At 51.2% G+C, this 24748-nt stretch carries 25 protein-coding genes and 1 other RNA gene; 11 read left to right on the top strand and 15 right to left on the bottom strand.

All coding sequences use genetic code 11. From position 1 onward, the window contains the following. Position 1 precedes the first annotated feature (1 nt). Positions 2-718: a bifunctional protein-disulfide isomerase/oxidoreductase DsbC gene (gene dsbC / locus DY231_RS04050; protein ID WP_115627374.1), complete on the bottom strand. Its 717-nt coding sequence runs from the start codon at positions 716-718 to the stop codon at positions 2-4. A 24-nt stretch (positions 719-742) separates the two neighbouring features. Next, positions 743-1639: a site-specific tyrosine recombinase XerD gene (gene xerD / locus DY231_RS04045; protein WP_034498228.1), complete on the bottom strand. Its 897-nt coding sequence runs from the start codon at positions 1637-1639 to the stop codon at positions 743-745. Positions 1640-1752: 113 nt separating this feature from the next. Here xerD and fldB point away from each other — a divergent pair, with 113 nt between their 5' ends. Continuing rightward, positions 1753-2274 carry a flavodoxin FldB gene (gene fldB, locus DY231_RS04040; protein ID WP_115631760.1) on the top strand — a complete coding sequence of 174 codons (522 nt, stop codon included), beginning with the start codon at positions 1753-1755 and terminating at the stop codon, positions 2272-2274. Positions 2275-2281: 7 nt separating this feature from the next. Here the strand turns inward: fldB and DY231_RS04035 are convergent, their stop codons facing one another. Next, the gene (locus tag DY231_RS04035) at positions 2282-2704 is read right to left on the bottom strand and encodes a protein YgfX (protein WP_115627373.1); all 423 of its coding nucleotides are present in this window, start codon (positions 2702-2704) and stop codon (positions 2282-2284) included. Further along, a complete protein-coding gene (sdhE, locus tag DY231_RS04030; protein ID WP_034498232.1) occupies positions 2685-2951 on the bottom strand; it encodes an FAD assembly factor SdhE in 267 nt (88 codons plus the stop codon). Before sdhE ends, DY231_RS04035 begins: the two co-directional genes overlap by 20 nt. 246 nt (positions 2952-3197) lie before the next feature. Here sdhE and ygfZ point away from each other — a divergent pair, with 246 nt between their 5' ends. Continuing rightward, positions 3198-4184, top strand: coding sequence for a tRNA-modifying protein YgfZ (gene ygfZ / locus DY231_RS04020; RefSeq protein WP_115627371.1), 987 nt, complete (start codon positions 3198-3200; stop codon positions 4182-4184). Positions 4185-4224: 40 nt separating this feature from the next. On the opposite strand, the gene trhA is transcribed toward ygfZ, so the two are convergent. Then, positions 4225-4878: a PAQR family membrane homeostasis protein TrhA gene (gene trhA / locus DY231_RS04015; protein WP_115627370.1), complete on the bottom strand. Its 654-nt coding sequence runs from the start codon at positions 4876-4878 to the stop codon at positions 4225-4227. A gap of 238 nt (positions 4879-5116) precedes the next feature. On the opposite strand from trhA, the gene DY231_RS04010 reads away from it, so the two are divergent. The 3 genes from DY231_RS04010 (at position 5117) to DY231_RS04000 (ending at position 9030) form a co-directional block, all read left to right on the top strand. Further along, positions 5117-5845, top strand: coding sequence for a MurR/RpiR family transcriptional regulator (locus DY231_RS04010; RefSeq protein WP_115627369.1), 729 nt, complete (start codon positions 5117-5119; stop codon positions 5843-5845). Between the two features lie 165 nt (positions 5846-6010). Next, on the top strand, positions 6011-7444 hold the full coding sequence (locus DY231_RS04005) for a 6-phospho-beta-glucosidase (RefSeq protein ID WP_115631759.1): 1434 nt from the start codon (positions 6011-6013) through the stop codon (positions 7442-7444). Between the two features lie 194 nt (positions 7445-7638). Continuing rightward, positions 7639-9030, top strand: a complete 1392-nt coding sequence (locus DY231_RS04000; RefSeq protein WP_115627368.1) for a cytochrome-c peroxidase — start codon at positions 7639-7641, stop codon at positions 9028-9030. Positions 9031-9069: 39 nt separating this feature from the next. On the opposite strand, the gene DY231_RS03995 is transcribed toward DY231_RS04000, so the two are convergent. Both DY231_RS03995 and DY231_RS03990 read right to left on the bottom strand, forming a co-directional pair. Further along, entirely contained in the window at positions 9070-10536 is a 1467-nt protein-coding gene (locus DY231_RS03995) for a sensor histidine kinase (protein WP_115627367.1), read from the bottom strand. 3 nt (positions 10537-10539) lie between these two features. Continuing rightward, entirely contained in the window at positions 10540-11250 is a 711-nt protein-coding gene (locus DY231_RS03990; RefSeq protein WP_034498272.1) for a response regulator transcription factor, read from the bottom strand. A gap of 143 nt (positions 11251-11393) precedes the next feature. Between DY231_RS03990 and DY231_RS03985 the strand changes: the two genes are divergently transcribed. From DY231_RS03985 to DY231_RS03975, 3 genes are read left to right on the top strand one after another with little or no spacing between them, the layout of a single operon-like run. Continuing rightward, the gene (locus DY231_RS03985; RefSeq protein WP_115627366.1) at positions 11394-12005 is read left to right on the top strand and encodes a cytochrome b/b6 domain-containing protein; all 612 of its coding nucleotides are present in this window, start codon (positions 11394-11396) and stop codon (positions 12003-12005) included. A gap of 9 nt (positions 12006-12014) precedes the next feature. After that, entirely contained in the window at positions 12015-12803 is a 789-nt protein-coding gene (locus DY231_RS03980) for a molybdopterin-dependent oxidoreductase (protein WP_115627365.1), read from the top strand. Between the two features lie 41 nt (positions 12804-12844). Then, positions 12845-13135, top strand: a complete 291-nt coding sequence (locus DY231_RS03975; protein ID WP_034498280.1) for a pentapeptide MXKDX repeat protein — start codon at positions 12845-12847, stop codon at positions 13133-13135. Between the two features lie 60 nt (positions 13136-13195). On the opposite strand, the gene DY231_RS03970 is transcribed toward DY231_RS03975, so the two are convergent. The 8 genes from DY231_RS03970 to DY231_RS03925 form a co-directional block, all read right to left on the bottom strand. After that, entirely contained in the window at positions 13196-13939 is a 744-nt protein-coding gene (locus tag DY231_RS03970) for an SDR family oxidoreductase (RefSeq protein ID WP_115627364.1), read from the bottom strand. A 107-nt stretch (positions 13940-14046) separates the two neighbouring features. Beyond that, entirely contained in the window at positions 14047-16920 is a 2874-nt protein-coding gene (gcvP, locus tag DY231_RS03965; RefSeq protein WP_115627363.1) for an aminomethyl-transferring glycine dehydrogenase, read from the bottom strand. A 225-nt stretch (positions 16921-17145) separates the two neighbouring features. Beyond that, on the bottom strand, positions 17146-17535 hold the full coding sequence (gcvH, locus tag DY231_RS03955) for a glycine cleavage system protein GcvH (RefSeq protein WP_115627361.1): 390 nt from the start codon (positions 17533-17535) through the stop codon (positions 17146-17148). Between the two features lie 22 nt (positions 17536-17557). Continuing rightward, on the bottom strand, positions 17558-18655 hold the full coding sequence (gene gcvT / locus DY231_RS03950) for a glycine cleavage system aminomethyltransferase GcvT (protein WP_115627360.1): 1098 nt from the start codon (positions 18653-18655) through the stop codon (positions 17558-17560). 421 nt (positions 18656-19076) lie between these two features. Further along, positions 19077-20279 (bottom strand): FAD-dependent 2-octaprenylphenol hydroxylase, encoded by a 1203-nt coding sequence (gene ubiI, locus DY231_RS03940; protein WP_115627358.1) that lies wholly within the window; start codon positions 20277-20279, stop codon positions 19077-19079. A 24-nt stretch (positions 20280-20303) separates the two neighbouring features. After that, a complete protein-coding gene (gene ubiH, locus DY231_RS03935) occupies positions 20304-21482 on the bottom strand; it encodes a 2-octaprenyl-6-methoxyphenyl hydroxylase (RefSeq protein WP_115627357.1) in 1179 nt (392 codons plus the stop codon). Further along, the gene (pepP, locus tag DY231_RS03930) at positions 21479-22795 is read right to left on the bottom strand and encodes a Xaa-Pro aminopeptidase (protein ID WP_115627356.1); all 1317 of its coding nucleotides are present in this window, start codon (positions 22793-22795) and stop codon (positions 21479-21481) included. The genes ubiH and pepP overlap by 4 nt, the downstream gene beginning before the upstream one ends. Before the next feature lie 27 nt (positions 22796-22822). Beyond that, positions 22823-23401 carry a YecA/YgfB family protein gene (locus tag DY231_RS03925; protein ID WP_147295625.1) on the bottom strand — a complete coding sequence of 193 codons (579 nt, stop codon included), beginning with the start codon at positions 23399-23401 and terminating at the stop codon, positions 22823-22825. 168 nt (positions 23402-23569) lie between these two features. On the opposite strand from DY231_RS03925, the gene zapA reads away from it, so the two are divergent. The 3 genes from zapA (at position 23570) to DY231_RS03905 (ending at position 24747) form a co-directional block, all read left to right on the top strand. Further along, entirely contained in the window at positions 23570-23899 is a 330-nt protein-coding gene (gene zapA / locus DY231_RS03915; protein ID WP_034498319.1) for a cell division protein ZapA, read from the top strand. 41 nt (positions 23900-23940) lie between these two features. Continuing rightward, a non-coding RNA gene (gene ssrS / locus DY231_RS03910) (6S RNA) lies at positions 23941-24124 on the top strand. Positions 24125-24150: 26 nt separating this feature from the next. Beyond that, positions 24151-24747, top strand: coding sequence for a 5-formyltetrahydrofolate cyclo-ligase (locus DY231_RS03905; protein WP_115627354.1), 597 nt, complete (start codon positions 24151-24153; stop codon positions 24745-24747). Position 24748 lies beyond the last annotated feature (1 nt).

Genomic DNA, 24748 nt, shown 5'->3' with positions numbered 1-24748 from the left:
ACTACCCGCCAATATTCGTAAGCTGCTGGTGCGCATCCAGCATTTGTTTCATCTCTTTCGGCCCTTGATAGCCAGGAATCACGGTACCATTGCTCAGTACAATTGCCGGCGTTCCCTGGATACCAAACTGCACGCCGAGGTTGTAATGATTGGCGATGTTCATGTCACACGTTCCACCGGCAACGGCTTCACCTTTCATCGCCGCATCGAAGGCTTTTTTAGGGTCTTTTGCGCACCAGATGCCTTTCATGTCGTTTTCTGTCTGACTTTGCAGACCCTGACGCGGGAAAGCCAGATAACGCACGGTAATCCCCAACGCGTTGTAGTCTTTCATCTCTTCGTGCAACTTGTGGCAATAGCCGCAAGTGATGTCGGTAAACACAGTAATAACGTGTTTTTCCTGTGGCGCTTTATAGACGATCATCTCTTTTTCGAGCGCGTTCAGTTTACCCACCAGCAGTTTGTTGGTGACGTTAACCGGCTGCGCACCGCTGACATCGTACAGCGGCCCTTGAATGAAATGTTTACCGTCTTCAGTCACATACAGAACACCGCTATCGGTTAGTACCGTTTTCATGCCCGCAACAGGTGCTGGCTGAATGTCAGCGTTTTGCACACCTAACTTCGCAAGAGACTGCTTGATTGCTGCGTCGTCAGCATGAACAAAACCGGACACAGAGGCCGCTAATAATGGGAGCAGCCACAAACGCTTTTTCATGATGATTCCTTTATCTTCTGCCACTCACGCACGTGGGTGGTGCTGTTGATGTAGCTTGCGTAACCGCTCAGTCGCTACATGCGTATAAATTTGTGTGGTGGACAAATCACTATGCCCAAGCAACATTTGTACGACTCGTAAATCTGCGCCATGGTTCAGTAAATGCGTCGCAAAAGCATGCCTGAGAACATGGGGGGACAGCTTCTCGCTGTCGATTCCCGCCTGCACCGCGTAATGTTTGATGCGGTGCCAGAATGTCTGTCGCGTCATTTGTTGCGCGCGATTACTGGGGAAAACGGTATCAATCGACACGCCATTAAGCAGCCACGGGCGACCGTGCTCAAGGTAGTTTTCTACCCAATAAACCGCTTCCTCACCCATCGGCACCAGGCGCTCTTTGTTACCTTTACCGATAACTCGCACCACGCCCTGACGCAGACTCATATCACTCATTGTCAGGCCGACTAATTCAGAAACACGCAGCCCGGTAGCATACAATAATTCGAGCATGGCTTTATCACGTAACTCGATAGGCTGGTCGATACAAGGTGCTTGTAGCAAGCGTTCGACCTGCGCTTCGCTTAAATCTTTCGGCAAACGCTGCGGTAATTTTGGCGATGACAACATCACGCTGGGGTCGTCATCGCGAAGTTTTTCACGATAGAGATACTGAAACAATCGGCGCATCGCACTTAACATTCTTGCCGAACTTGTTGCTTTATAGCCGCCTTCAAGACGCTCAGCAAATAGCGACTGCAAATCGCCCGTCTGGACATTCAGCAAATCTAAATCATGGCGTTCAAGCCACTCCGCCACCATCTTTAAATCCCGGCGGTAGGAGTCTAATGTGTTCTGTGCCAGATTCCGCTCAAGCCAGAGCGCATCAAGAAATTGTTCGATTCGGGCCTGATCTTGTTCCACTGCTGCCTCACTTACTTGCCCCGCGTTTGGCGAATTGTGTCCATTATGCATGATGCACAATGGGATCTGATACAATTGCCAGTCTGCACGTTTTTAAAAGAGTTATTAACGCGATGAACATTGGCCTTTTTTATGGCTCCAGCACTTGTTACACCGAAATGGCTGCCGAAAAAATTCGTGACATCATTGGCCCGGAACTGGTGACACTTCACAATCTGAAAGATGATTCACCGGCCATGATGGAACAGTACGATGTGCTGATTCTCGGTATCCCAACCTGGGATTTCGGCGAATTACAGGAAGACTGGGAAGCCGTCTGGGATCAACTGGATAATCTGAATCTTGAAGGCAAACCGGTTGCGCTTTATGGCATGGGCGATCAGCTTGGCTACGGCGAATGGTTCCTGGATGCGCTGGGTATGTTGCACGACAAACTTGCCCCACGCGGCGCTCAGTTTATTGGCTACTGGCCAACTGAAGGCTATGAATTTACTAGCCCAAAACCGGTGATTGCTGACGGACAACTGTTTGTAGGCCTGGCACTTGATGAAACCAATCAATACGATTTAAGCGATGAGCGAATCGAAAACTGGTGTGATCAAATTCTCGTAGAAATGGCCGAGAAGTTTGCCTGAAAACCGCTCAGGCTTGACCTCTGCCGCTGGCTTGCTGTTGCAGCATCAGGCGGCGCAAATCACGCCATTCGCCTGTATCCATGCTGTCGGCAGACAACCATAAATGCTGGCAGCGTTTACGGCCAACGCGGCGTAAGCGCAACATCATTCCGCTACGCAGCATCCAGGGTGAACCCACGATCTCCCATTCCTGATTTTGCCAACGCAGGTGGTAGTCGGTCAGGATTTTCATTTCGCCCTGGCAGGCATGTATACGGCGCTGGCTACGTACGCTGTCAAAAACCACCAGCGAAAGCAGTAGCATCCAGATTAGCGTGTAGCTCATCGGCCACGGCATCAGCAGCACAAACAGTGCGACCAGACCGTGGGCCAATAGTGAAAGCCATTGTGCACGCCAGGAGACGCGAAGATCAGATTGCCACAGGACCACGTTCTTTATTCCGTGTCTGAATCAGTGTCACCATCCGTTGCAGCTCTGTATCTGCCGGTTTGCCATGATTCATTAACCAATTGAACAGGTCTGGATCATCGCTTTCCAGCAAGCGAACAAACAATTGTTTATCCTCAGCGCTTAACGAGTCATATTCATATTCAAAGAATGGCATAATCGAAATATCCAGCTCGCGCATTCCCCGGCGGCACGCCCAATGAATTCGGGCTTTGTTATTGATATCCATGTGCTCTTTCCTGGTTATCTGATAAAGAAGATACAAATCTTAGTGTAACGTGTTTTTATTGCACGCATTAACTGAATGTTACCGTTTGCGCACTTTCTCGAGAGAATAATTTGCAACGTGTTGTCGTTGCATTCACCTTGCGAGAATTCCCGTAAGCGCACAATTCGCATGATCAAACTGCTTGCATTGCCAAATGGCTCTTTTACCATTGAGCCATATCTCTGCTCAATAACCTGGGACATCTCTATGGCTTTCACTCCATTTCCTCCACGTCAGCCTACGGCCGCAGCCCGCCTGCCGCTAACTCTCATGACTCTTGATGATTGGGCTTTGGCAAACGTGACGGGCAAAGATGCAGAAAACTACCTGCAAGGCCAGGTCACTGCTGACGTTGCGCAGTTGACACCAAATCAGCACACACTTTGCGCCCACTGCGACGCGAAAGGGAAAATGTGGAGTAACCTGCGCCTGTTCCACCGCGGCGAAGGGTTTTCGCTGATTGAGCGCCGTAATCTGCGCGACGCGCAACTTGTCGAACTGAAAAAATACGCGGTGTTTTCCAAAGTCACCATCACACCTGATGACGAAAGCGTGCTGCTGGGCGTGGCAGGTTTCCAGGCTCGCGCCGCTTTGGCAAATGTGTTTACCGCTCTGCCTGATGAAGCAAACCCGGTCGTTCAAGAAGGCGCAACCACCCTTCTGTGGTTTAACCTCCCTGCCGAGCGTTTCATGCTGGTCACCGATGAGGCTACCGCGCAGGCGCTGGCTGAAAAGTTACACGGTGAAGCGCAGCGCAATGATAGCCAACAATGGCTGGCGCTAGAGATCGAAGCCGGTATTCCGGTCATTGATGCTCCAAATAGTGCGCAGTTCATCCCGCAGGCCACCAATATTCAGGCACTTGGCGGTATCAGCTTCAAAAAAGGCTGTTACACAGGCCAGGAAATGGTTGCCCGCGCGAAGTTCCGTGGCGCGAATAAACGTGCGCTGTGGTTCCTTGCAGGCAAAGCCAGCCGTCTGCCGGAAGCGGGCGAAGATCTCGAGCTGAAAATGGGCGAAAACTGGCGTCGTACCGGCACTGTGCTGGCTGCAAGTCAGCTTGATGATGGGCGCGTATTGGTGCAGGTAGTGATGAATAACGATCTGGAAGCCGACAGCGTGCTACGTGTCCGTGATGATGTGGGCAGTGAGCTTGTTATTGAGCGACTGCCTTATTCATTAGAAGACGAGTAAAAGAACCCGCCGTCGCCCTGCTCACGCGGGCGACGGTTGATTAATGGATGTATAAATAAATTGCAAGAAAGTGGCAAACGCTGCCGCCGAGTACAAATCCGTGCCAGATGGCGTGGTTGTACGGAATGCGTTTACAGACGTAGAAAATAACGCCTAACGAGTAAATGATACCGCCCGCAGCCAGCAACGTTACGCTGCCCGGCGCGAGTTTAATGATCATCTGGTAAATCACTACCAGCGATAGCCACCCCATCAGCAGATAAGTGACGAGCGACAAAACTTTGAAGCGATGCGCGATGGTTAACTTAAAAAGAATACCCGCCAGAGCCAGTCCCCAGATAACAATCATCAGCCCTCGGGCCAAAGGTGAGTCAAGACCAACGAGTAAAAATGGGGTGTATGTCCCGGCAATCAGCAAATAGATTGCGCAGTGGTCAAATTTCTTCAGCCAGCGTTTGGCGCGCTGATGTGGAATGGCGTGATACAGCGTTGAAGCCAGAAACAGCAAAATCATGCTGCCACCATATAAGCTATAACTGGTTATCGCCGTCACACTGGCGTTGCTCTCCACCGCCTGGACCAGTAACAAAACCAACCCGACAATCCCAAACACCAGCCCGATACCATGGCTAATACTGTTGGCGACTTCCTCTGCCAGTGAATATCCTTTCGCGATCAATGGTTTGTCCGCCATGTGGCAACTCCCGGTGAGACAAAAGAGTGAAAATACATCACAGCTAGCATAACTGAGAACAATTCCAGCTAACACCTGTACGCTAAAATAAATCTGTCAGCGTTGATAACCATACTCATACACCACAGACACATTTGCCTGGCGGACGAAGTCCCTACGGGGGCGAAAGCTGAGGCGAAATATGGCACTATGTCGTTAGTTATCACTCTCGTGCGCACGAAAAAGGCTGGTTAATTTAATGTTCACTCATGCAGCAATTGCCAGGCTAAACGGCCTGGAAATGATGGTCTATAACTTTGTCATCAAAAATCGCGACAAAGTGATGTACATGACTATTCGCGAGTTAGCCGATGCGGCGGGCGTTTCCACAACCACGGTGCTGCGCTTTTGTCGCAAATTAAACTGTGAAGGTTATTCTGAATTTCGTGTGCGCTTTAAATTATATCTTGAACAAAATGATGAGCAGTTAGTTAATTTTGGCCCAAGCGAAATCATCAGCTTTTTTAAAAGCACTAATAATGAAGAGTTTGATAATTTAATTGACCAGGCCGTTGATATTATTTGTTCATCAGAACGAATTATATTTGTTGGCGCAGGCACCTCTGGCGCATTAGCGAAATATGGCGCTCGCTTCTTCTCTAACGTCGGTAAATTTAGCAACCATATTGATGACCCTTATTTCCCTGTCACCAATGACATGGCGAAAAACGCGCTGGCGATTGTGCTTTCCGTTTCCGGCGAAACCGAAGAAATCCTGCGCTTTGCCAGCCAGTTCAGTCTGCATAACTGCAAGGTACTCTCCATCACCAGCCACGAAAACTCAGCGCTGGCAAGGTTCGCCGATTTTAATATCTCCTGGCACATTCCACTTACCCGTGTCGGCGGAGTTTATGACATCACCACACAAATTCCTGTTATTTATATTTTAGAAACCATTGGCCGCAAACTGGTTAAGAAAATGGCGTAAAAAAACAGGCTGTTTTTTACATGTAACAAATCACAATAACCGTGATTTGTTATATCGTGACAATTAATTCTCATTTGTTAGACTCCAGAACAGAGCTTATTAACGCACTGCCATTTTGTGATGTATCGCACATTATTTCTGGCACTGACAGTGAGATTAAAAAATATGAAGAAACTGACTTTACCAAAAGACTTTTTATGGGGCGGCGCGGTAGCGGCGCACCAGGTTGAAGGTGGCTGGAACAAAGAAGGTAAAGGCCCAAGTATTTGTGATGTGTTGACCGGTGGCTCGCACGGCGTACCGCGTGAGATCACCCAGGAAGTTGTCCCTGGTAAATTTTATCCAAACCACGAAGCCATTGATTTCCATGGTCGTTATAAAGAAGACATCGCACTGTTTGCCGAAATGGGCTTCAAATGCTTCCGCACCTCTATTGCCTGGACGCGTATCTTCCCAAAAGGTGATGAGCTACAACCTAATGAAGAAGGGCTGAAGTTCTACGACGATATGTTCGATGAACTGCTGAAATACAACATCAAGCCGGTCATTACCCTTTCCCACTTCGAAATGCCGCACCACCTTGTGACCGAATACGGTGGCTGGACTAACCGTAAAGTTGTCGATTTCTTTGTTCGTTTTGCCGAAGTGGTGTTTGAACGCTACAAGAGCAAAGTGAAGTACTGGATGACCTTTAACGAGATCAATAACCAGCGTAACTGGCGTGCGCCGCTATTCGGTTACTGCTGCTCTGGCGTGGTTTACACCGAGCACGACAACCCGGAAGAAGTGATGTATCAGGTGCTGCATCACCAGTTTGTGGCAAGCGCCATGGCGGTGAAGATTGGTCATCGCATCAACCCGGAAATGCAAATCGGCTGCATGCTGGCGATGGTGCCGCTGTATCCGTTCTCCTGCAAACCAGAAGATCAAATGTACGCGCAGGAATCCATGCGTGAGCGTTATGTCTTTACCGACGTGCAATTGCGCGGCTACTACCCATCTTATGTGTTAAACGAGTGGGAACGCCGCGAGTTCAACATCAAAATGGAAGCCGGTGACGAGCAAATCCTGCGTGAAGGTGTGTGTGATTATCTCGGTTTCAGCTACTACATGACCAACGCGGTGAAAGCTGACGGCGGCACCGGTGATGCGCTTTCCGGCTTCCAGGGCAGCGTGCCGAACCCGTTCGTGAAAGCATCCGACTGGGGCTGGCAGATTGACCCGGTTGGCCTGCGTTACGCACTGTGCGAACTGTATGAACGCTACCAGAAACCACTGTTTATCGTCGAAAACGGCTTTGGTGCTTACGACACTGTCGAAGAAGACGGTTCAATCAATGATGATTACCGCATCGATTACCTGCGAGCGCACGTTTCAGAGATGATGAAAGCGGTCACGTACGATGGCGTGGATTTGATGGGTTACACCCCGTGGGGCTGTATCGACTGCGTTTCCTTCACCACCGGTCAGTACAACAAACGCTACGGTTTTATCTACGTGAACAAGCATGACGACGGTACTGGCGATATGTCCCGTTCGCGCAAGAAGAGCTTTAACTGGTACAAAGAAGTGATTGCCAGCAACGGCGAAAATATCTGAATGATTTAAGGGCGCTTCGGCGCCCTTTGTTTTTTTGACATCGGTGAAACCTATCCGAATGATAGGCAACCTCGCGCTTTCTCTTTGATAAGACGCAACAATCCTTTCGTTGTCATTGCAGATGATAAGGCCACAAAAACAGTGTGGTTACGAATCGCCTTGATTCGGCTTTTATCTCTGGAAAGGACAACAGCATGAGAAAAACTACCAGGTTGCTCACCGCAGCTATAAGTCTCGGTATTGTGGGATATCTCAGTCTGGTCGGGTATGTGCATTACCACGACACCGACCGTAATCAGTTAGCTGCAACAACCGCCAATCTTCCCCCACTCAGTGCCAGCGTACTCGGCATCCTCAATGAAAAGGGCTGTGATTACTGCCATACCCCGGAGGCAAAGCTACCTTTTTATGCGACCTTCCCGGTGGCAAAACAGCTGATGGAGTACGATATCCAGCTTGGTTACAAATCTTTCAATCTGACCGATATCCGCGAAAGTCTGCTTGAAAGCAGTGCTGCGCCGCAAAGCGATCTCAATAAAATCGAGTGGGTTATGGAACATGAAACCATGCCGCCGACTCGCTATACCGCGCTGCACTGGGCGGGCCACATGAATGAACAGGAGCGCGCCACGCTTCTGGAGTGGATCCAAAAACAGCGCCTTGAATATTACGCCGCCCCTGATATGGCCGAAAATCGTCGCAATGAACCGGTTCAACCGATTCCACGCTCTATTCCTGTCGACGGGCAGAAAGTCGCGTTAGGCATGCGGCTTTATCACGACCCGCGTTTGTCTGGTGATAATTCAATTTCCTGCGCGCATTGCCATCAGCTGGGTGCCGGTGGTGTTGACGGGCTAAAAACCTCACAGGGCGTGGGCGGGGAAATTGGTCCAATCAATGCGCCAACCGTGTTTAACTCCGTCTTTAATATTGAGCAGTTTTGGGACGGGCGTGCCGCCGACCTTCAGGCCCAGGCGGGTGGTCCCCCGCTCAATCCGATTGAGATGGCATCAAAATCCTGGGATCAAATTACTGACAAACTCAAGCAAGACCCAATCCTGACCCGCGATTTCACGGCCGTCTATCCGCAGGGTTTCTCAGGCACGACCATTACCGATGCCATTGCTGAATTTGAAAAGACACTGATCACGCCAAACGCTCCTTTTGATAATTATCTACGTGGCGATGAAAACGCCCTCACCGCACAGCAAAAACAGGGCTACAGGCTATTTAAAGAGAACAAGTGCGCCACCTGCCACACCGGTAAAATTCTCGGCGGTCGCTCTTTTGAACCACTCGGGTTGAAAAAAGATTTTGGGTTTGGAGAAGTCACTTCTGCGGATATTGGGCGTATGAATGTCACTAAAGATATCAGGGATCGCCTGCGCCAGAAGGTTCCAACACTACGAAACGTTGCGCTGACAGCGCCATATTTCCACCGTGGGGATGTTAAGACGTTGGATGAAGCGGTAAAACAAATGCTGAAATATCAGGTGGGGACTACGCTCCCACAAAACGAAGTCGATGATATTGTGGCGTTCCTGCACACGCTAAACGGCGTGTATACTCCTTATCCGATTCCTTAAAAATCATGAACACCGCTTGCAACGCGAGCGGTGTTTTTCTTAAGTCGGCAATCCAAAACGGAAGCAGGCTCCGGTTTCGGGTCCTTCCACCAGCGCAATATCGCTGCCATGAAGTTGCAGCATCTGGCGCACAATCATCAGCCCCAAACCGCCGACTCTGACATGAGACTGGCTGACTATCGACGGACGCACAAACAAACCTTCCTTGAGTTCCTGCGGAATACCAGGCCCGTTATCGCTTATCTGCACCATGACTTTTTCGCCCTCTTTCCACAAGCGAACCGCAACGGCTCCCTGCTCCGGGGTATGGCGAATCGCATTATCCAGCAGATTAGTCAGCACCCGCTCAATCATCCCCAAATCTGCATCGATCAGCGGCAAACCTGGCTGGATATCAGCGACCAGCTGTAATTGCCGTGTCTGGGTCATCAACTCAAATTTCTGGAAGACATCCTGCAATAACTCACCGAGACAAAAGCGTTCTTTTTGCGGCTTCACAACGCCATATTCCAGACGCGCTAACTCAAACAATGATTGCGCAAGGGTGCGGACTTTCTGGCTCTGCGCTAAAGCGATTTCCAGATAACGTTTTTTCTCAGCTTCCGAAAGCGTCGCCGACATCACAGATAAGCTTTCAAGATAACCGTGCATCGACGTCAATGGCGTGCGTAAGTCATGGGAAATATTGGCAATGAATTCTCGGCGCAGTTGATCTTGCTGTGAAAGCCGATGCCACTGTTCTGAAATACGGCGCGCCATCGTGATAACCCCCTGGCGCAGCAGGCTAATTTCATCGTTACTGCTTGATTTATCAAGCGGTAGTGCCGCCATGGCCTGCATCTCAGCCATGCCGCCCGTTTCCAGTGCGTTCACCTGGCGTGAAAGCGAACGCAGAGGCCGCGTTATCCAGCGAAATGCCAGGCCACCGACAATCAGACCTAATAATGCAATCAGGCCTATGGTCAGCAGCACTACTTTTGAAATGGTATTAAATCGCGCATCGTTTGCCAGGGCATTGTAATTTTCACCCAGCAAAATGATGTACAAGTAACCCTTAACCTCGCCGTTTTGCATCATTGCCGCGACGCTAAACACTTTTTTGCCGTCAGCACTGCGCGGGTCGTCGCCGTAGAGTGGAAATTGTTGTTTATCGAGAGCGGCCTGAATCGGCTCCAAATCCACATGATGGCGTTTAATATGATTCGGTGGCGCTGCATCACCAATAATATTGCCTTTTTGATCAAGCAGATAAACCTCAACACTTGGGTTTACCGTCATCAGGTGATCAAACAGACTGCGCACAGAATCATTGTTCAGACCATCCTGACCAAGCAGCGGGTAGCTTTGGTTGATGTGCTCCGCGAGCGAACCAGAAAGTTGTTGTATCACCGCCTGGCTATATTGCGTGCTGGTGCGAATTTGCAGCCACCCCAACAATGAACAAGAGGTGATTAGCAGCAACGCAAAAACCAGTGTCAGGCGCTGGGAAAGCGTGAGTTTTCGCATGGTTTACTCGTGTCGAGGTGCAATGAATTTATACCCTTTTCCCCACACCGTCAGAATGAATTCAGGCTCTGCGGGGTTATCTTCAATCTTGATACGTAAGCGGTTGATATGGGTGTTTACGGTGTGTTCGTAGCCTTCGTGTTGATAACCCCACACCTGGTTAAGCAGATTAAGCCGCGAGAAAACTTTGCCGGGGTGCTTGGCAAAAAACCATAGCAAATCAAACTCACGCGGTGTCAGTTCAACAGGCTGATTTCTCAGCCGCACATCACGGGCAAGGGGGTCGATAGTCAGCCTTTCAAAGGTGAGCGTTCCGGCATCCTGCATCAGGTTCTGGCTCATTGCTTCCTGGCGGCGAAATAGCGCTTTGACGCGTGCCACTAGCTCCAGCATTGAAAACGGTTTTGCCAGGTAGTCATCAGCCCCCAGTTCCAGCCCCAGAACCCGGTGCGTTTCGCTGGAACGCGCGCTAATCATCACAATCGGCGTATAACGCGTCATGGTGCGGGCGTAGCGACATATTTCCAGGCCATCGACACCGGGGAGCATCAAATCCAGAATCAGAGCGTCCCATCCGCCCTGTTTTAGCAATTCCAGCCCCTGCGAACCATCTGCCGCATGGACAATTTCATAACCTTCTTCCCGCAAATGCAGTTGCAGGAGTTCAGCAATATTTTCGTCATCCTCAACGATTAACAACTTTTTCGGCTTCATTGCTTTGCCTTATCTGCCTCTCTTAGAAGGAGTCTATACAACATTCGAGCGTGGAGTTATCACATTTAATTTAACTTTTCGTGAGACTTTGGCGAACAGATTTGAGCCACACTCATTTCAACGCAATAACCGGAAATAAAACGATGGATACGCCAACGTTTCAGGTTAAACCCGCCATAGTGCATCCATTATGGCTAAGGCTTTGTCACTGGCTGAATGCCCTTGCCATGCTCATTATGGTGAGCAGTGGCTGGCGAATTTATAACGCTTCGCCGCTGTTTAATTTCAGCTTTCCGAATGAGTTAACGCTCGGCGGTTGGTTAGGCGGCGCGTTGCAATGGCATTTTGCGGGGATGTGGTTATTTGGCATAAATGGCGTGATTTATTTGCTGATAAATATCTTCAGCGGACGCCTGAAACGCAAATTCTGGCCGCTTTCGCCACGTGAATTAATCAGCGATTTTATTTCAGCATTGCGTGGGAAGCTCGCTCATAACGATCTTAACCATTACAACACAGTGCAAAAGCTGGCGTATTTATTCGTGATGATCGACGGGATCATTCTGGTGTGCTCCGGCTTTGTGGTGTGGAAATCGGTGCAATTTCCATTGCTGCGTGAATTACTCGGCGGCTATGAAAGTGCCCGGCTCATCCATTTCTTTGCGATGTCCGGCATGGTGGGATTTATCGTCATTCATTTAATTATGGTCGCGCTGGTGCCGAAAACTTTACTCGCTATGCTGCGTGGGCGCTAAGGAAAAATAATGTCTAATAAAACGAAGATTTTTTCGGATTCCGACAAAGCGGTCATTATTCAGGATGCCTCTGAACAAATTAATAAACAGTTATCATCTGAGGGACGGCGACGTTTTTTAAAACAAGGTTTAACCCTTGGCGGTTTAATGATGCTGACCGGCTGCGATATCAGCAGTAATGAATCCGTCGAGTCTACATTAAGCGGTATTTCGCGCTTTAACGACAGAATCCAGGGCTGGTTATTTAATGCCAACGATCTGGCTCCGGTTTATCCCGAAAGCATGATGACGCGTCCTTTCCCGTTTAATGCCTTTTATAGCGAGGATGAAGCGCCAACGATTAATGGCGATGATTATCGGCTGGAGGTTGCAGGCTTAGTGGCAGATAAGCGGCCATGGTCGCTGGCACAACTGCACCAGATGGCGCAGGTCAGCCAGGTAACACGCCACATTTGCGTCGAAGGTTGGAGCGCCATTGGAAAATGGGGAGGCGTGCCGTTTTCGCTATTTCTTAAAGGCATTGGTGCTGATTTAAATGCCCGTTACGTGAGTTTTAAATGTGCCGACGATTACTACACCAGCATTGATATGGCGACGGCATTACATCCACAGACCATCATTGCATTGACTTACGACGGCGAAATATTACCGCGTAAATATGGCTTTCCGATGAAATTAAGAATGCCAACCAAGTTGGGATATAAAAACCCAAAACATATTCAAGTTATAGAAGTCACAAATCGCTATCCCGGTGGATATTGGGAGGACCAGGGTTATAACTGGTTCGGCGGCAGCTAGTTTCTGACCATGTAGTTATTAAAACGACGAGGAAATACAAAATGAAAAAACTCTACACTGCTTTGATGTGCTCGGCATTATTCTTTGGCGTAACGGCAGCAAACGCTGCTGATAATATGGCTAAAGACAATATGTCTAAAGATAATATGGGGAAAATGTCCCATGACTGTTCTAAGGACAGCATGAAAAAAGACTGTATGAATAAAGATAATATGTCTAAGGACCACATGTCCAAAGACGGAATGAAGAAAGATGATATGTCTAAAGATGGAATGGCCAAGGATAGTATGTCCAAAGACAGCATGTCTAAAGGCGAAATGGATAAAAAATAATAATCTAAGCTAACACCAGGATAATGGCAGTTCGTCTCTAACTTTAGGCGACTGCCATTTTTATTTGCCACCCGCTAAATCGAGGAAACTGCCCGTCACGTATGAGGCTTTTTCACTCAGTAACCAGACGATAGCTTCCGCCACTTCTTCCGGTTGCCCACCGCGTTTCATCGGCAAGAGATCTTTGACGCGGTCAACGCGTCCGGCTTCGCCGCCCGAAGCATGTATGTCGGTATAAATTAATCCAGGACGCACACCATTAACGCGAATACCCTGGGCAGCAACTTCCAAAGAAAGCCCGATGGTTAGCGAATCCACAGCCCCTTTTGACGCTGCGTAATCAACATATTCCCCTGGTGCACCTAAGCGTGATGCCGCCGATGAGACATTCACAATCGCCCCACCGTTTCCACCGTGGCGCAATGCCATGCGTTTTACCGCTTCACGGCAGCAAAGAAAATAGCCCGTTACGTTGGTTGCCATCACGCGATTAATACGTTCAGCCGTGAGTTCTTCGACTGTAGATTGCTGGAACAAAATCCCGGCATTGTTGACCAGTGCGGTCACAGGGCCGTAAACCTTGTCGATTTCTGCAAACATCGCCATTACTTGCAGCTCGTCGGCAATATCCGCTTTGATGGCTATCGCCTCGCCGCTGTGGGCACGAATAATGCTGACGACTTCATCAGCGGCTTGCTTGTTTTGCAGGAAGTTAACGACGACTTTGTAGCCGGATTGCGCCAGCAGGATGGCGGTGGCTCGGCCGATTCCACGGCTGCCACCGGTGACTAATGCGACGGACATTTTACCTCCTGGAACCCCTCACCCCAACCCTCTCCCCCAGGAGAGGGAGAAAACCGGGCTATCCCCTCTCCCTCTCCTGGGGGAGAGGGTGAGGGTTGTTTTAGAACTTACTGATATTCGCTCATCGGCACGCAAGAACAGAAAAGATTGCGGTCGCCGAACACATCGTCCAGGCGTTTCACGGTTGGCCAGTATTTATTGCTATGGCCTGTCGGGAACACCGCCAGTTCGCGGGTGTACGGGTGCGTCCAGTCAGCCACGATTTCGTCCTGGGTGTGCGGGGCGTTAACCAGCGGGTTATCTTCCAGCGGCCATTCACCCCGTGCAACACGGTCGATTTCAGTGCGGATAGTCAGCATCGCGTCGATAAAGCGATCCAGTTCCAGTTTGCTTTCGGATTCTGTCGGCTCAACCATCAGCGTACCCGCAACCGGGAACGACATGGTCGGCGCATGGAAGCCGAAATCAATCAGGCGTTTAGCAATATCCAGCTCGCTAATCCCGGTTTCTTCTTTCAGAGGACGAATATCAAGAATACATTCATGAGCCACATGCCCACTGCGCCCGGTATACAGAATCGGGAATGCAGATTTCAGGCGGGTCGCAATGTAGTTAGCATTCAGGATGGCTACCTGGCTGGCTTTTTTCAGCCCCTGCGCGCCCATCATGCGGATATACATCCAGCTGATTGGCAGAATCGATGCGCTACCAAACGGTGCCGCAGAAACGGCGCCCTGCTGGGTCAGCATCTCTTCAATTTGCACTACGCTGTGGCCTGGAACAAACGGTGCCAGGTGAGCTTTCACACCGATTGGCCCCATGCCTGGGCCGCCACCACCGTGTGGAATGCAGAAGGTTTTATGCAGGTTAAGGTGAGAAACGTCTGCGCCGATATAACCTGGGGAAGTGATCCCCACCTGTGCGTTCATGTTCGCCCCATCCAGGTAAACCTGGCCGCCGAACTGGTGAACAATCTGGCACACTTCGCGGATGGTTTCTTCGTATACACCGTGAGTGGACGGGTACGTCACCATGATGCAAGACAGCGCATCGCCCGCTTGTTCGGCTTTCACACGCAGATCGTGAAGATCGATGTTGCCTTGCTTATCGCACGCGACAACGACCACTTCCATGCCCGCCATTTGCGCTGATGCCGGGTTGGTACCGTGCGCAGAACTTGGGATCAGGCACAGGTTACGGCTGCCTTCGTTGCGGCTTTCATGGTAACGACGAATCGCCAGCAGGCCTGCGTATTCACCTTGTGCGCCAGAGTTTGGCTGCATACAAAGCGCGTCGTAACCGGTCAGTTTCACCAGCCAGTCGGATAGCTGAGAAATCATCTGATGATAACCTTCCGCCTGGTTTGCCGGGCAGAACGGGTGCAGTTCAGCGAATTCAGGCCAGGTGATTGGGATCATCTCAGCTGCGGCATTCAGCTTCATGGTGCAGGAACCGAGCGGGATCATCGCCTGATTCAGCGCCAGATCTTTGCGTTCAAGCGAGTGCATGTAACGCATCATTTCGGTTTCGCTGTGGTAGCGATTAAACACTGGGTGCGTCAGGATCGCGTCTTCACGCAGCATGCCTTTCGGAACAGACAGGCTATCGCCCGCCACGTTTTGGTCCAGTTTGTCGATATCCAGACCGTGGTTATCGCCCAACAAGACATCGAACAGCGCCTGCACGTCTTCACGCGTGGTCGCTTCATCCAGCGTAATACCCACCGCGTTGAGAATGTCGCTGCGCAGGTTGATTTCATTGGCTTCAGCACGCGACAGCACAGCGGCTTTATCAGCCACTTCAACGCACAGCGTATCGAACCAATGTTTGTGGCGCAGCACCAGCCCTTTTTGTTGCAGGCCAGCCGCCAGAATATCGGTCAGGCGATGAATTCGCCCTGCAATGCGTTTCAGGCCAGCCGGGCCGTGGAACACCGCATACAGGCTGGCGATATTTGCCAGCAAAACCTGGGAAGTACAAATGTTGGAGTTCGCTTTTTCGCGGCGAATATGTTGCTCGCGAGTTTGCATCGCCATGCGCAGCGCGGTGCGACCCGCAGCATCGCGGGAAACGCCGATAATACGGCCAGGCATGGAACGTTTGAATTCGTCACGTGCGGCAAAGAATGCAGCATGCGGGCCACCGTAACCCATTGGCACGCCAAAACGCTGCGCGGAACCAAATACGATGTCAGCACCCTGTTTGCCAGGTGCAGTCAGTAGAACCAGCGTCATAAAGTCAGCGGCAACGCTCACGATGACTTTGCGGCTTTTCAGTTCGGTAATCAGGGCGCTGTAATCATGGACTTCGCCGGTGGTGCCGACTTGTTGCAGCAGCACACCAAACACATCCTGATGATCCAGCACTTTGGCGGCGTCGTCGACAATCACGTCAAAGCCGAAGGTTTCAGCGCGGGTACGCACTACATCCAGCGTTTGCGGATGTACGTCGGCGGCAACAAAGAAACGGTTGGCGTTTTTCAGTTTGCTGACGCGCTTTGCCATAGCCATGGCTTCGGCTGCGGCAGTCGCTTCGTCCAGCAAGGATGCAGAAGCGATGTCCAGACCGGTCAGGTCCAGCGTCACTTGCTGGAAGTTCAGCAGTGCTTCAAGGCGGCCTTGTGAGACTTCAGGCTGATACGGAGTGTACGCGGTGTACCAACCTGGGTTTTCCAGCATGTTTCGTAGGATCACCGGGGGAGTTTGCACCGCGGTATAACCCATGCCGATGTAAGTTTTAAAACGCTTGTTACGGCTGGCAATGGTCTTTAATTCAGCCAGGGCCGCGAATTCTGTTGCAGCCTCCCCCACCTGTGGTGGCTCGGCAAGCTGGATATCAGCCGGAACGATCGAAGCGATTAAGTCGTTTAACGAACGAGCGCCCACCGCCTCCAGCATTTCGTGTTGCTGCTGTGCGTCTGGTCCAATGTGGCGGTCGATAAACGCTTCGTGATTTTCAAGCTGACGTAAAGACTGGGTCATGAGCGGTGATTCCTGAAACATGTGGGGCTTTAGCGGTGGATGGCACTACGTTTATCCACCCTACAAAACCGGGCTGGTACAGCACACCCGAAAATTTCGATTCCCAAAATCATTTGTGTTGCTGGTAGGCGGCAAGTGAAAGCATCCCCCAGGAGCGTACATAAGTACGTGACTGGGGTGTTTGAGCGACGCCAACACCCCAGCAACACGAAGGATGAAGGGAATCTATTCGTCTTCTAGCAAAGCTTCGTACGCAGTCGCATCCAGCAAACCATCCAGTTCGGACTCGTCGCTCGCTTTGATCTTGAAGATCCAACCCGCCGCGTACGGCTCGCTGTTGATAAGCTCTGGTGAGTCGCTAAGATCGTTGTTTACTGCGATGATCTCACCGCTGATTGGCGCGTAAATATCAGAAGCGGCTTTTACCGATTCAGCAACGGCGCAGTCATCGCCAGTGCTTACGGTTGCGCCCACTTCAGGCAGATCGACAAACACCATGTCACCCAGCAGTTCTTGCGCATGCTCGGTGATACCCACGGTGTAAGTTCCATCAGATTCTTTACGCAACCACTCGTGCTCTTTGCTGTATTTCAATTCGTTCGGCACATTGCTCATTGTTTTTCTCCTGATTTCAAAATCACTGCGCGACAGCTTTACCGCCGCGAACAAAAATGGGTTTGGTTACTTTGACCGGCATTTCGCGGTTACGAATTTGCACAATCGCGGTTTCACCAATGCCTGCCGGCACGCGAGCCAGAGCGATGCTGTAGCCCAATGTCGGCGAGAAAGTTCCGCTGGTAATGACACCCTCGTGGATGTTGCCTGATTCGTCAGTAAAACGGACTGGCAGCTCATTACGTAATACGCCTTTTTCCGTCATGATCAAACCAACGAGTTGGTCGGTGCCTTTCTCACGCTGGGCTTCAAGCGCTTCGCGGCCAATGAAATCGCGGTCTTCAGGCTGCCAGGCGATAGTCCAACCCATGTTGGCGGCAAGAGGTGAAACGCCTTCGTCCATTTCCTGGCTGTATAAGTTCATGCCAGATTCCAGACGCAGCGTATCGCGTGCGCCCAGTCCACAAGGTTTGACGCCAATCTCGACCAGTTGCGCCCAAAACTCAGCGGCTTTTTCGTTAGGCATCGCGATTTCGTAACCTGCTTCACCGGTATAACCGGTTGTCGCAATAAACAAATCACCCGCCTGAACGCCAAAGAATGGCTTCATGCCAGCAACAGCAGCACGTTGTTCTGCGGTAAACAGCTGCGCGGCTTTGGCCTGTGCGTTTGGCCCCTGAACGGCAATCAGCGACAGGTCATCACGCACGGTAACGGAAACGGAGAACGGCTCGGCGTGTTGGTTAATCCAGGCCAGGTCTTTTTCACGGGTCGCAGAATTCACCACCAGGCGGAAATAGTCTTCGGTCTGGAAATAGATAATCAGGTCATCGATAACACCGCCGGAGGCGTTGAGCATTGCGGTGTAGAGGGCTTTACCCGGTTGGGTGAGTTTGGCAACGTCATTTGCCACTAAGTAACGCAGGAATTCGCGGGTACGGCTGCCTTTCAGGTCAACGATGGTCATGTGGGAAACATCAAACATCCCGGCATCGTTACGCACCGCGTGGTGCTCATCAATCTGCGAGCCATAGTGCAATGGCATCATCCAGCCATGGAAATCCACCATGCGCGCACCGCAGAGATTGTGCTGTTCAAACAAAGGGGTCTTTTGAGTCATTTGTTCCTCTTTAACCATCTGGTTGAAAAGCGCGGTTCGCTTTTCTTTTCGTCAGACGAAACCCAGCATCGCCACCGATCCCGATAGCGACGCAAACGTTACCTTTTGCCTGAACTTACCATTGAATGAGGGAGTAAACCATAAGGTACAAACGGTCATTGCATTAGCTTATGACCAAAATGAGAGGCACATGATGCAGAGCATTCATCTGGAAAAATGCGAGACACCGCGCATAAACAGGAAGTGTTTTAGTCAGAATTTAGCGTTAGCTAACATTTACCACCATTTCAGAAACAAATTCACTACATCGCTAAAAACGTGGGATAAGAAAAAGTAATCCGAAATATGAGGTGAGATTAGAATTTTTCAAATGAGAGGAGGCGTTTCCCTTTCTAATAAAAGAAAGGGAAATGTGACACAGTTATCTTAACCAATCTGGAAGATCGTGTAGGCCCATCGCCTGGCGAACCAATTGCGGTTTCACACCCGGCAACGTATCAGCCAGTTTCAGACCAATATCGCGTAGCAGTTTCTTCGCCGGATGAGTCCCGGCAAACAAGTCCCGGAAACCCTGCATGCTGGCGAGCATCATTGCGGCACTGTGTTTGCGGCTACGTTCGTAGCGGCGCAGATACAAATACTGCCCGATGTCTTTGCCCTGACTGTGCAAACGGCGCACTTCATCAATCAACTCAGCGGCGTCCATAAAGCCCAGGTTCACGCCCTGCCCGGCCAGCGGATGAATCGTATGTGCAGCATCGCCCACCAGCGCCAGACGGTGAGCGGCAAAATTACGCGCATAACGCCCCGTCAACGGGAACACCTGACGCTCGCTTTCAACATTGCACAAACCCAGGCGCATATCGAAGGCCACACTGAGCGCCTGGTTAAATTCTTCACGACTCACCTGCTGCAAACGTTCGGCTTCCAGCGGTGGCAACGACCAGACAATGGAGCATAAATGCGGGTCGCTTAACGGCAGAAATGCCAGAATACCCTCGCCATGAAACACCTGGCGGGCCACTGCCTGATGAGGTTCAGTCGTACGAATGGTGGCAACCAGAGCGTGGTGGCGATAATCCCAAAATGTCAGCGGGATATCAGCCTGTTTACGCACCCAGGAGTTTGCACCATCCGCGCCAATCACCAGGCGGGCAGTGAGCATTGCGCCATCTTTAAGGGTGATAAACGCTTCGTTTTCGCCCCATGCGACTTGTTGCAATTCGGCAGGAGCCATCAATGTGATGTCGCTGCACTGTTCAGCCTGCTGCCATAAAGCATGGTGAATGACCGCATTTTCAATAATGTGGCCCAGGTGACTAAATCCAAAGGATTTATCATCAAAAGCGATATGCCCGAAGCTGTCTTGATCCCACACTTCCATGCCGTGATAGCAACTGGCACGTTGGGCGATAATTTTCGGCCACGCACCAAGATGAGTCAGCAGTTTTTCACTGGCGGCATTGATGGCTGAGACACGCAAAGCTGGCGCAGAATCCGAGGCCAGCGGCTGCGGGAGATGGTTCTCAAGCACCGCGACACGTAAGCCACTCCCTTGCAAACCACAGGCCACTGCCAGTCCGACCATGCCACCACCAACAATCGCCACATCAACGCTTTGCAAATTGACTCTCCTTAAAAACCTGTTTTAACGCGCAACCCAACCGAGAGTTCGCTGTGCCAGCAAATCACGTGCCGGAGTTAAATGTTCCATTGCCATCAAACCAAGATTGCGCCCCACAACAAGCGGTGCCCAACGATTGGCAAACAACTGAACTAAACCATCGGTCACGCCAATGGTGGCATTTTTATCTTCCTGACGTCGCTGCTGATACTGGGCCAGCACCGCATAACTGCCTGGGTCCTGAGAGGCTTCGTGTGCTGCCGCTAAATCTTCAGCCAGTGACATCACATCGCGCAGGCCGAGGTTAAAGCCCTGCCCGGCAATCGGATGCAGAGTTTGCGCGGCATTGCCCACCAGCGCAACGCGGTGCGAAACCGGCTGCGAAGCGGTGGTCAACGCGAGGGGGTATTGCGAACGCGCGCCAGCGTGAGTGATTCGCCCAAGCCGCCAGCCAAAGGCCCGTTGCAGCTCATTGCAGAATTTCTCGTCACTCCACTGCGCGATTTCAGCCTGAGCGTCTCGCGGCTGGCACCAAACCAGCGAACAGCGCCCATTCGACATCGGTAACATCGCCAGCGGGCCATGCTCGGTGAAACGCTCAAACGCACGCCCGTTATGCGGTTGCGATGTAGTGATGTTGGCGATTACCGCGACTTGCTGGTAATCCTGCTGCTGCCAGGTCATGCCACATTGCGCAGCCAGTGGCGAGCGTGAACCATCAGCAGCCACCAGCAATTTGCCTTCGATCAGCTCGCCACTATCAAGCGTAACGCTGACGTTATCGGTTTCACGGGTAAACGAGGCTACGCGCTGCGGATAATGCACCGTCACACCCGGTGCTTTGCGTAACAGCGCGAATAAACGCAAACCGATATCATGCAGTTCGACGACTTGCCCTAATGCCGGGATTTGATAATCCTGCGCTTCGAGAGTGACAAAACCCGCATGACCGCGATCGCTGACATGAACCGTGGTAATCGGGGTCGCGCAGTCTTTTATGGCTGGCCACACGCCAATGCGCGTTAATTGCTGGCAGGCTCCCTGAGCAATCGCGATAGCGCGGGCATCAAAACCAGGATGCGCCGCCGATTCTGGCGCTGCCGCTTCAATCAAATGAACCGGCAGTTTTCCGTGGGTCAAATGCGAAATCGCCAGCGCGAGAGTCGCGCCAGCCATACCGCCACCGACAATAATTACACTCATGACTGACGCGCCGCCGCCATTAATGCTTCGATAGCGTCCGCCGATTTCACCACACTTGCCGTCAGATTTTCGTTACCGCCGGCGGTGATCAGAATATCGTCTTCGATACGAATGCCGATTCCACGGTATTGCGCAGGCACATCGGCATCAGGCGCAATATACAGACCCGGTTCAACGGTTATCACCATCCCCGGCTCAAGCACCCGTGAACGATCCTGCCCATAAACGCCAACATCATGCACATCCAGCCCCAGCCAATGGCTCAAACCATGCATAAAGAAGGGGCGATGGGCGTTCTCAGCAATCAGTTTATCGATTTCACCGTTGAGAATACCGAGCTTCACAAGGCCAGTCACCATGATGCGTACGACTTGCGCGGTGACTTCCTGCATGGAAGTTCCTGGGCGATAAAGCTGAAGCGCGGTTTCGAGAGATTCGAGCACGATGTCGTAAATTTCACGCTGCGGCGCACTAAATTTGCCGTTGACCGGGAAGGTACGGGTGATATCGCCTGCGTACCCTTTGTATTCGCAACCGGCGTCGATCAGCACCAAATCGCCATCGCGCATTTGGCTCTCGTTTTCGGTGTAATGCAAAATGCAGGCGTTTTCGCCGCTGCCGACAATCGTGTTGTAAGCCGGGAAGCGCGCGCCGTGACGGTTAAATTCGTGAAGGATTTCGCCTTCAAGCTGATATTCAAACATGCCCGGACGGCATTTTTCCATCGCACGGGTATGCGCCAGCGCGGTGATTTCCCCGGCGCGACGCAGCGCGATGATTTCTTCTTCTGATTTGAACAGGCGCTGCTCGTGAACCCACGGGCGCCAGTCCGTCAGCGTGGCCGGAGCGGTGAGGTTCTGGCGAGAACCGCGGCGGAGTTTATCAAGTGCCGAAAAAACAATGCTATCGGCATAAGCGTATTCGCCTTGTGCGTGGTAAACCACATCCAGACCGTTCAGCAATTGATGTAATTGTTCGCCAATTTCGGAGAACGCCAGCGCACGGTCAACGCCCAGTTTTTCTGGTGCGGCTTCCTGCCCAAGACGGCGACCGAACCAGATTTCTGCCGTCTTATCGCGTAAACGGTTAAACAGCACGCTGTGGTTGTGGGTTTCATCGCTTTTAATCAGCACCAGCACGGCTTCAGGTTCGTTGAAACCAGTGAAATAACAGAAATCGCTGTTCTGGCGATACGGGTATTCGCTGTCTGCACTGCGTGTTACCTCGGGAGCGGCAAAGATGAGCGCGGCGCTCGCCGGTGCCATTTTGGCTAACAACGCCTGACGGCGCCGGAGAAATTCGTGCTGATTCATCACACCTCCTGAAGCTTAACTTTGTTATTAGTGTAGTGTTGGTTTCTGCACTTCTGGTGCCGTTGGAGCCGGGCGAGTAAAGTTGTCGTGGCACAGTAGTGCAGCAACGCGCACGTACTCGATTATCTCTTCGAGAGACATTTCCAACTCTTCTTGATCTTCGTCTTCGTCGTAGCCCAGTTGCGCGATGTTACGCAAATCGTCGATTGCTTCACCGGTTTCGCCAGTGACTTTATCAAGCTTCGGTTGCGTCACACCGAGGCCCAGCAGGAAGTGGTTTACCCAACCCGCCAGCGCATCGGCACGATGAAATACCGTCGCTTCATCGCCTTCAGGCAGATAAAGCTGGAACATAAAGCCGTCATCTTCCAGCGAATCGCTGGTGGCGCCGTGCATCTGACGCAGGGTGTCGGCAAGGTTTTGACCAAAGGCTAAGCCTTCGTTAGTCAAATCATGTAACAGCGGTTGCCAGGTGGTGTCTTTGTTGCCGCCGCACAGCATTCCGCTGATTAAGCCGTGCATTTCCGAGGCCGTGAGGCCTACGCCTTGCTGATTCAATAGTTGGCCGACTAAGTCGTAGTCAGGCATAGTGTTCTGTATAGACATGCGCATTCGCCATCGTTGGCAGGGATAGTTCATGTTATGCTACCACCAGGGACCCCAAGGCACCAGAAAAGGGCTTGTATCTTCATTTCGGGATAGCTATAGTGACGCCCCTTTCGTAGCCTGGCATAGGTTAGCGAGAGGCAGGCGAGTTAACAGCAGGAAGGTGGCATGTCTGCACAACCAGTCGATATCCAAATTTTCGGTCGTTCATTGCGCGTGAATTGTCCGCCTGAACAACAGGATGCACTGAATCTTGCGGCTCAAGAGCTTGATCAGCGGTTGCAAGATTTAAAAGTTCGCACTAGAGTCACAAATACTGAGCAGTTAGTTTTTATCGCAGCACTGAATATTTGCTACGAGCTGGCTCAGGAAAAATCGAAAACCCGCGACTACGCTTCCAACATGGAAGAACGTATTCGGATGTTACAGCAGACCATCGAACAAGCGTTGCTTGAGCAAGGTCGCATAACTGAAAGACAGGGTCCAAATTTTGAATAACACTTCCCAGTTACCTATGGTAGAGTAACTTTGAAGACCAAATTTCTCTGAGATGTTTGCAAGCGGGCCAGTCCCCTGAGCCGATATTTCATACCACAAGAGTGTGGTGCTCCAGAGTCTGTGAGCATGCTCGGTCCGTCCGAGAAGCCTGATGATTCTGACGCTGCATTCACCTTGAACCAAGGGTTCAAGGGTTACAGCCTGCGGCGGCATCTCGGAGATTCCCTCTTCCTACCAAACCAGTCATCACCATGACAAAAATTCAGCTAATCCCATCGCTTCGCCAGGAAATCCGACAACAAATTCGCCAACGTCGGCGTCAACTCACGCCCTCTGAACAACATTTTTTTGCAGAACTTGCTGCCGAACGCATGCTCGCGTACGAACCTGTTGTGAATGCTTCAACGGTTGCGATGTTTTTGTCGTTTGATGGCGAGCTGGATACCACGCCGCTTATTCGCGCGTTATGGCAAGCGGGAAAAACCGTTTACCTGCCGGTCCTTCATCCATTCAGTCAGGGTAATTTGCTGTTTCTGCGCTACGCCGAAAATAGTCATCTGATCATGAATCGTTTGAAAATCCTTGAGCCTAAGCTTGATGTGCGTGATGTATTGCCGCTGGATAAACTGGATGTGCTGGTAGCGCCATTAGTAGCGTTTGATGAGCAAGGGCAACGGTTGGGAATGGGTGGTGGTTTCTATGACCGCACGTTGCAAAACTGGCAGCAGCACGGTTTGTGGCCGGTTGGGCTGGCACATGATTGCCAGCACGTTCCGGCGTTACCCGCCGAAGAATGGGATATTCCCTTGCCCGCCGTGGTCACGCCTTCGCGAATCTGGCAGTGGTAGC

The sequence above is a fragment of the Buttiauxella agrestis genome (genome assembly GCF_900446255.1).
In the GTDB taxonomy this organism is placed as follows: domain Bacteria; phylum Pseudomonadota; class Gammaproteobacteria; order Enterobacterales; family Enterobacteriaceae; genus Buttiauxella; species Buttiauxella agrestis.
This window is presented reverse-complemented; position numbering and strand designations above follow the sequence as displayed.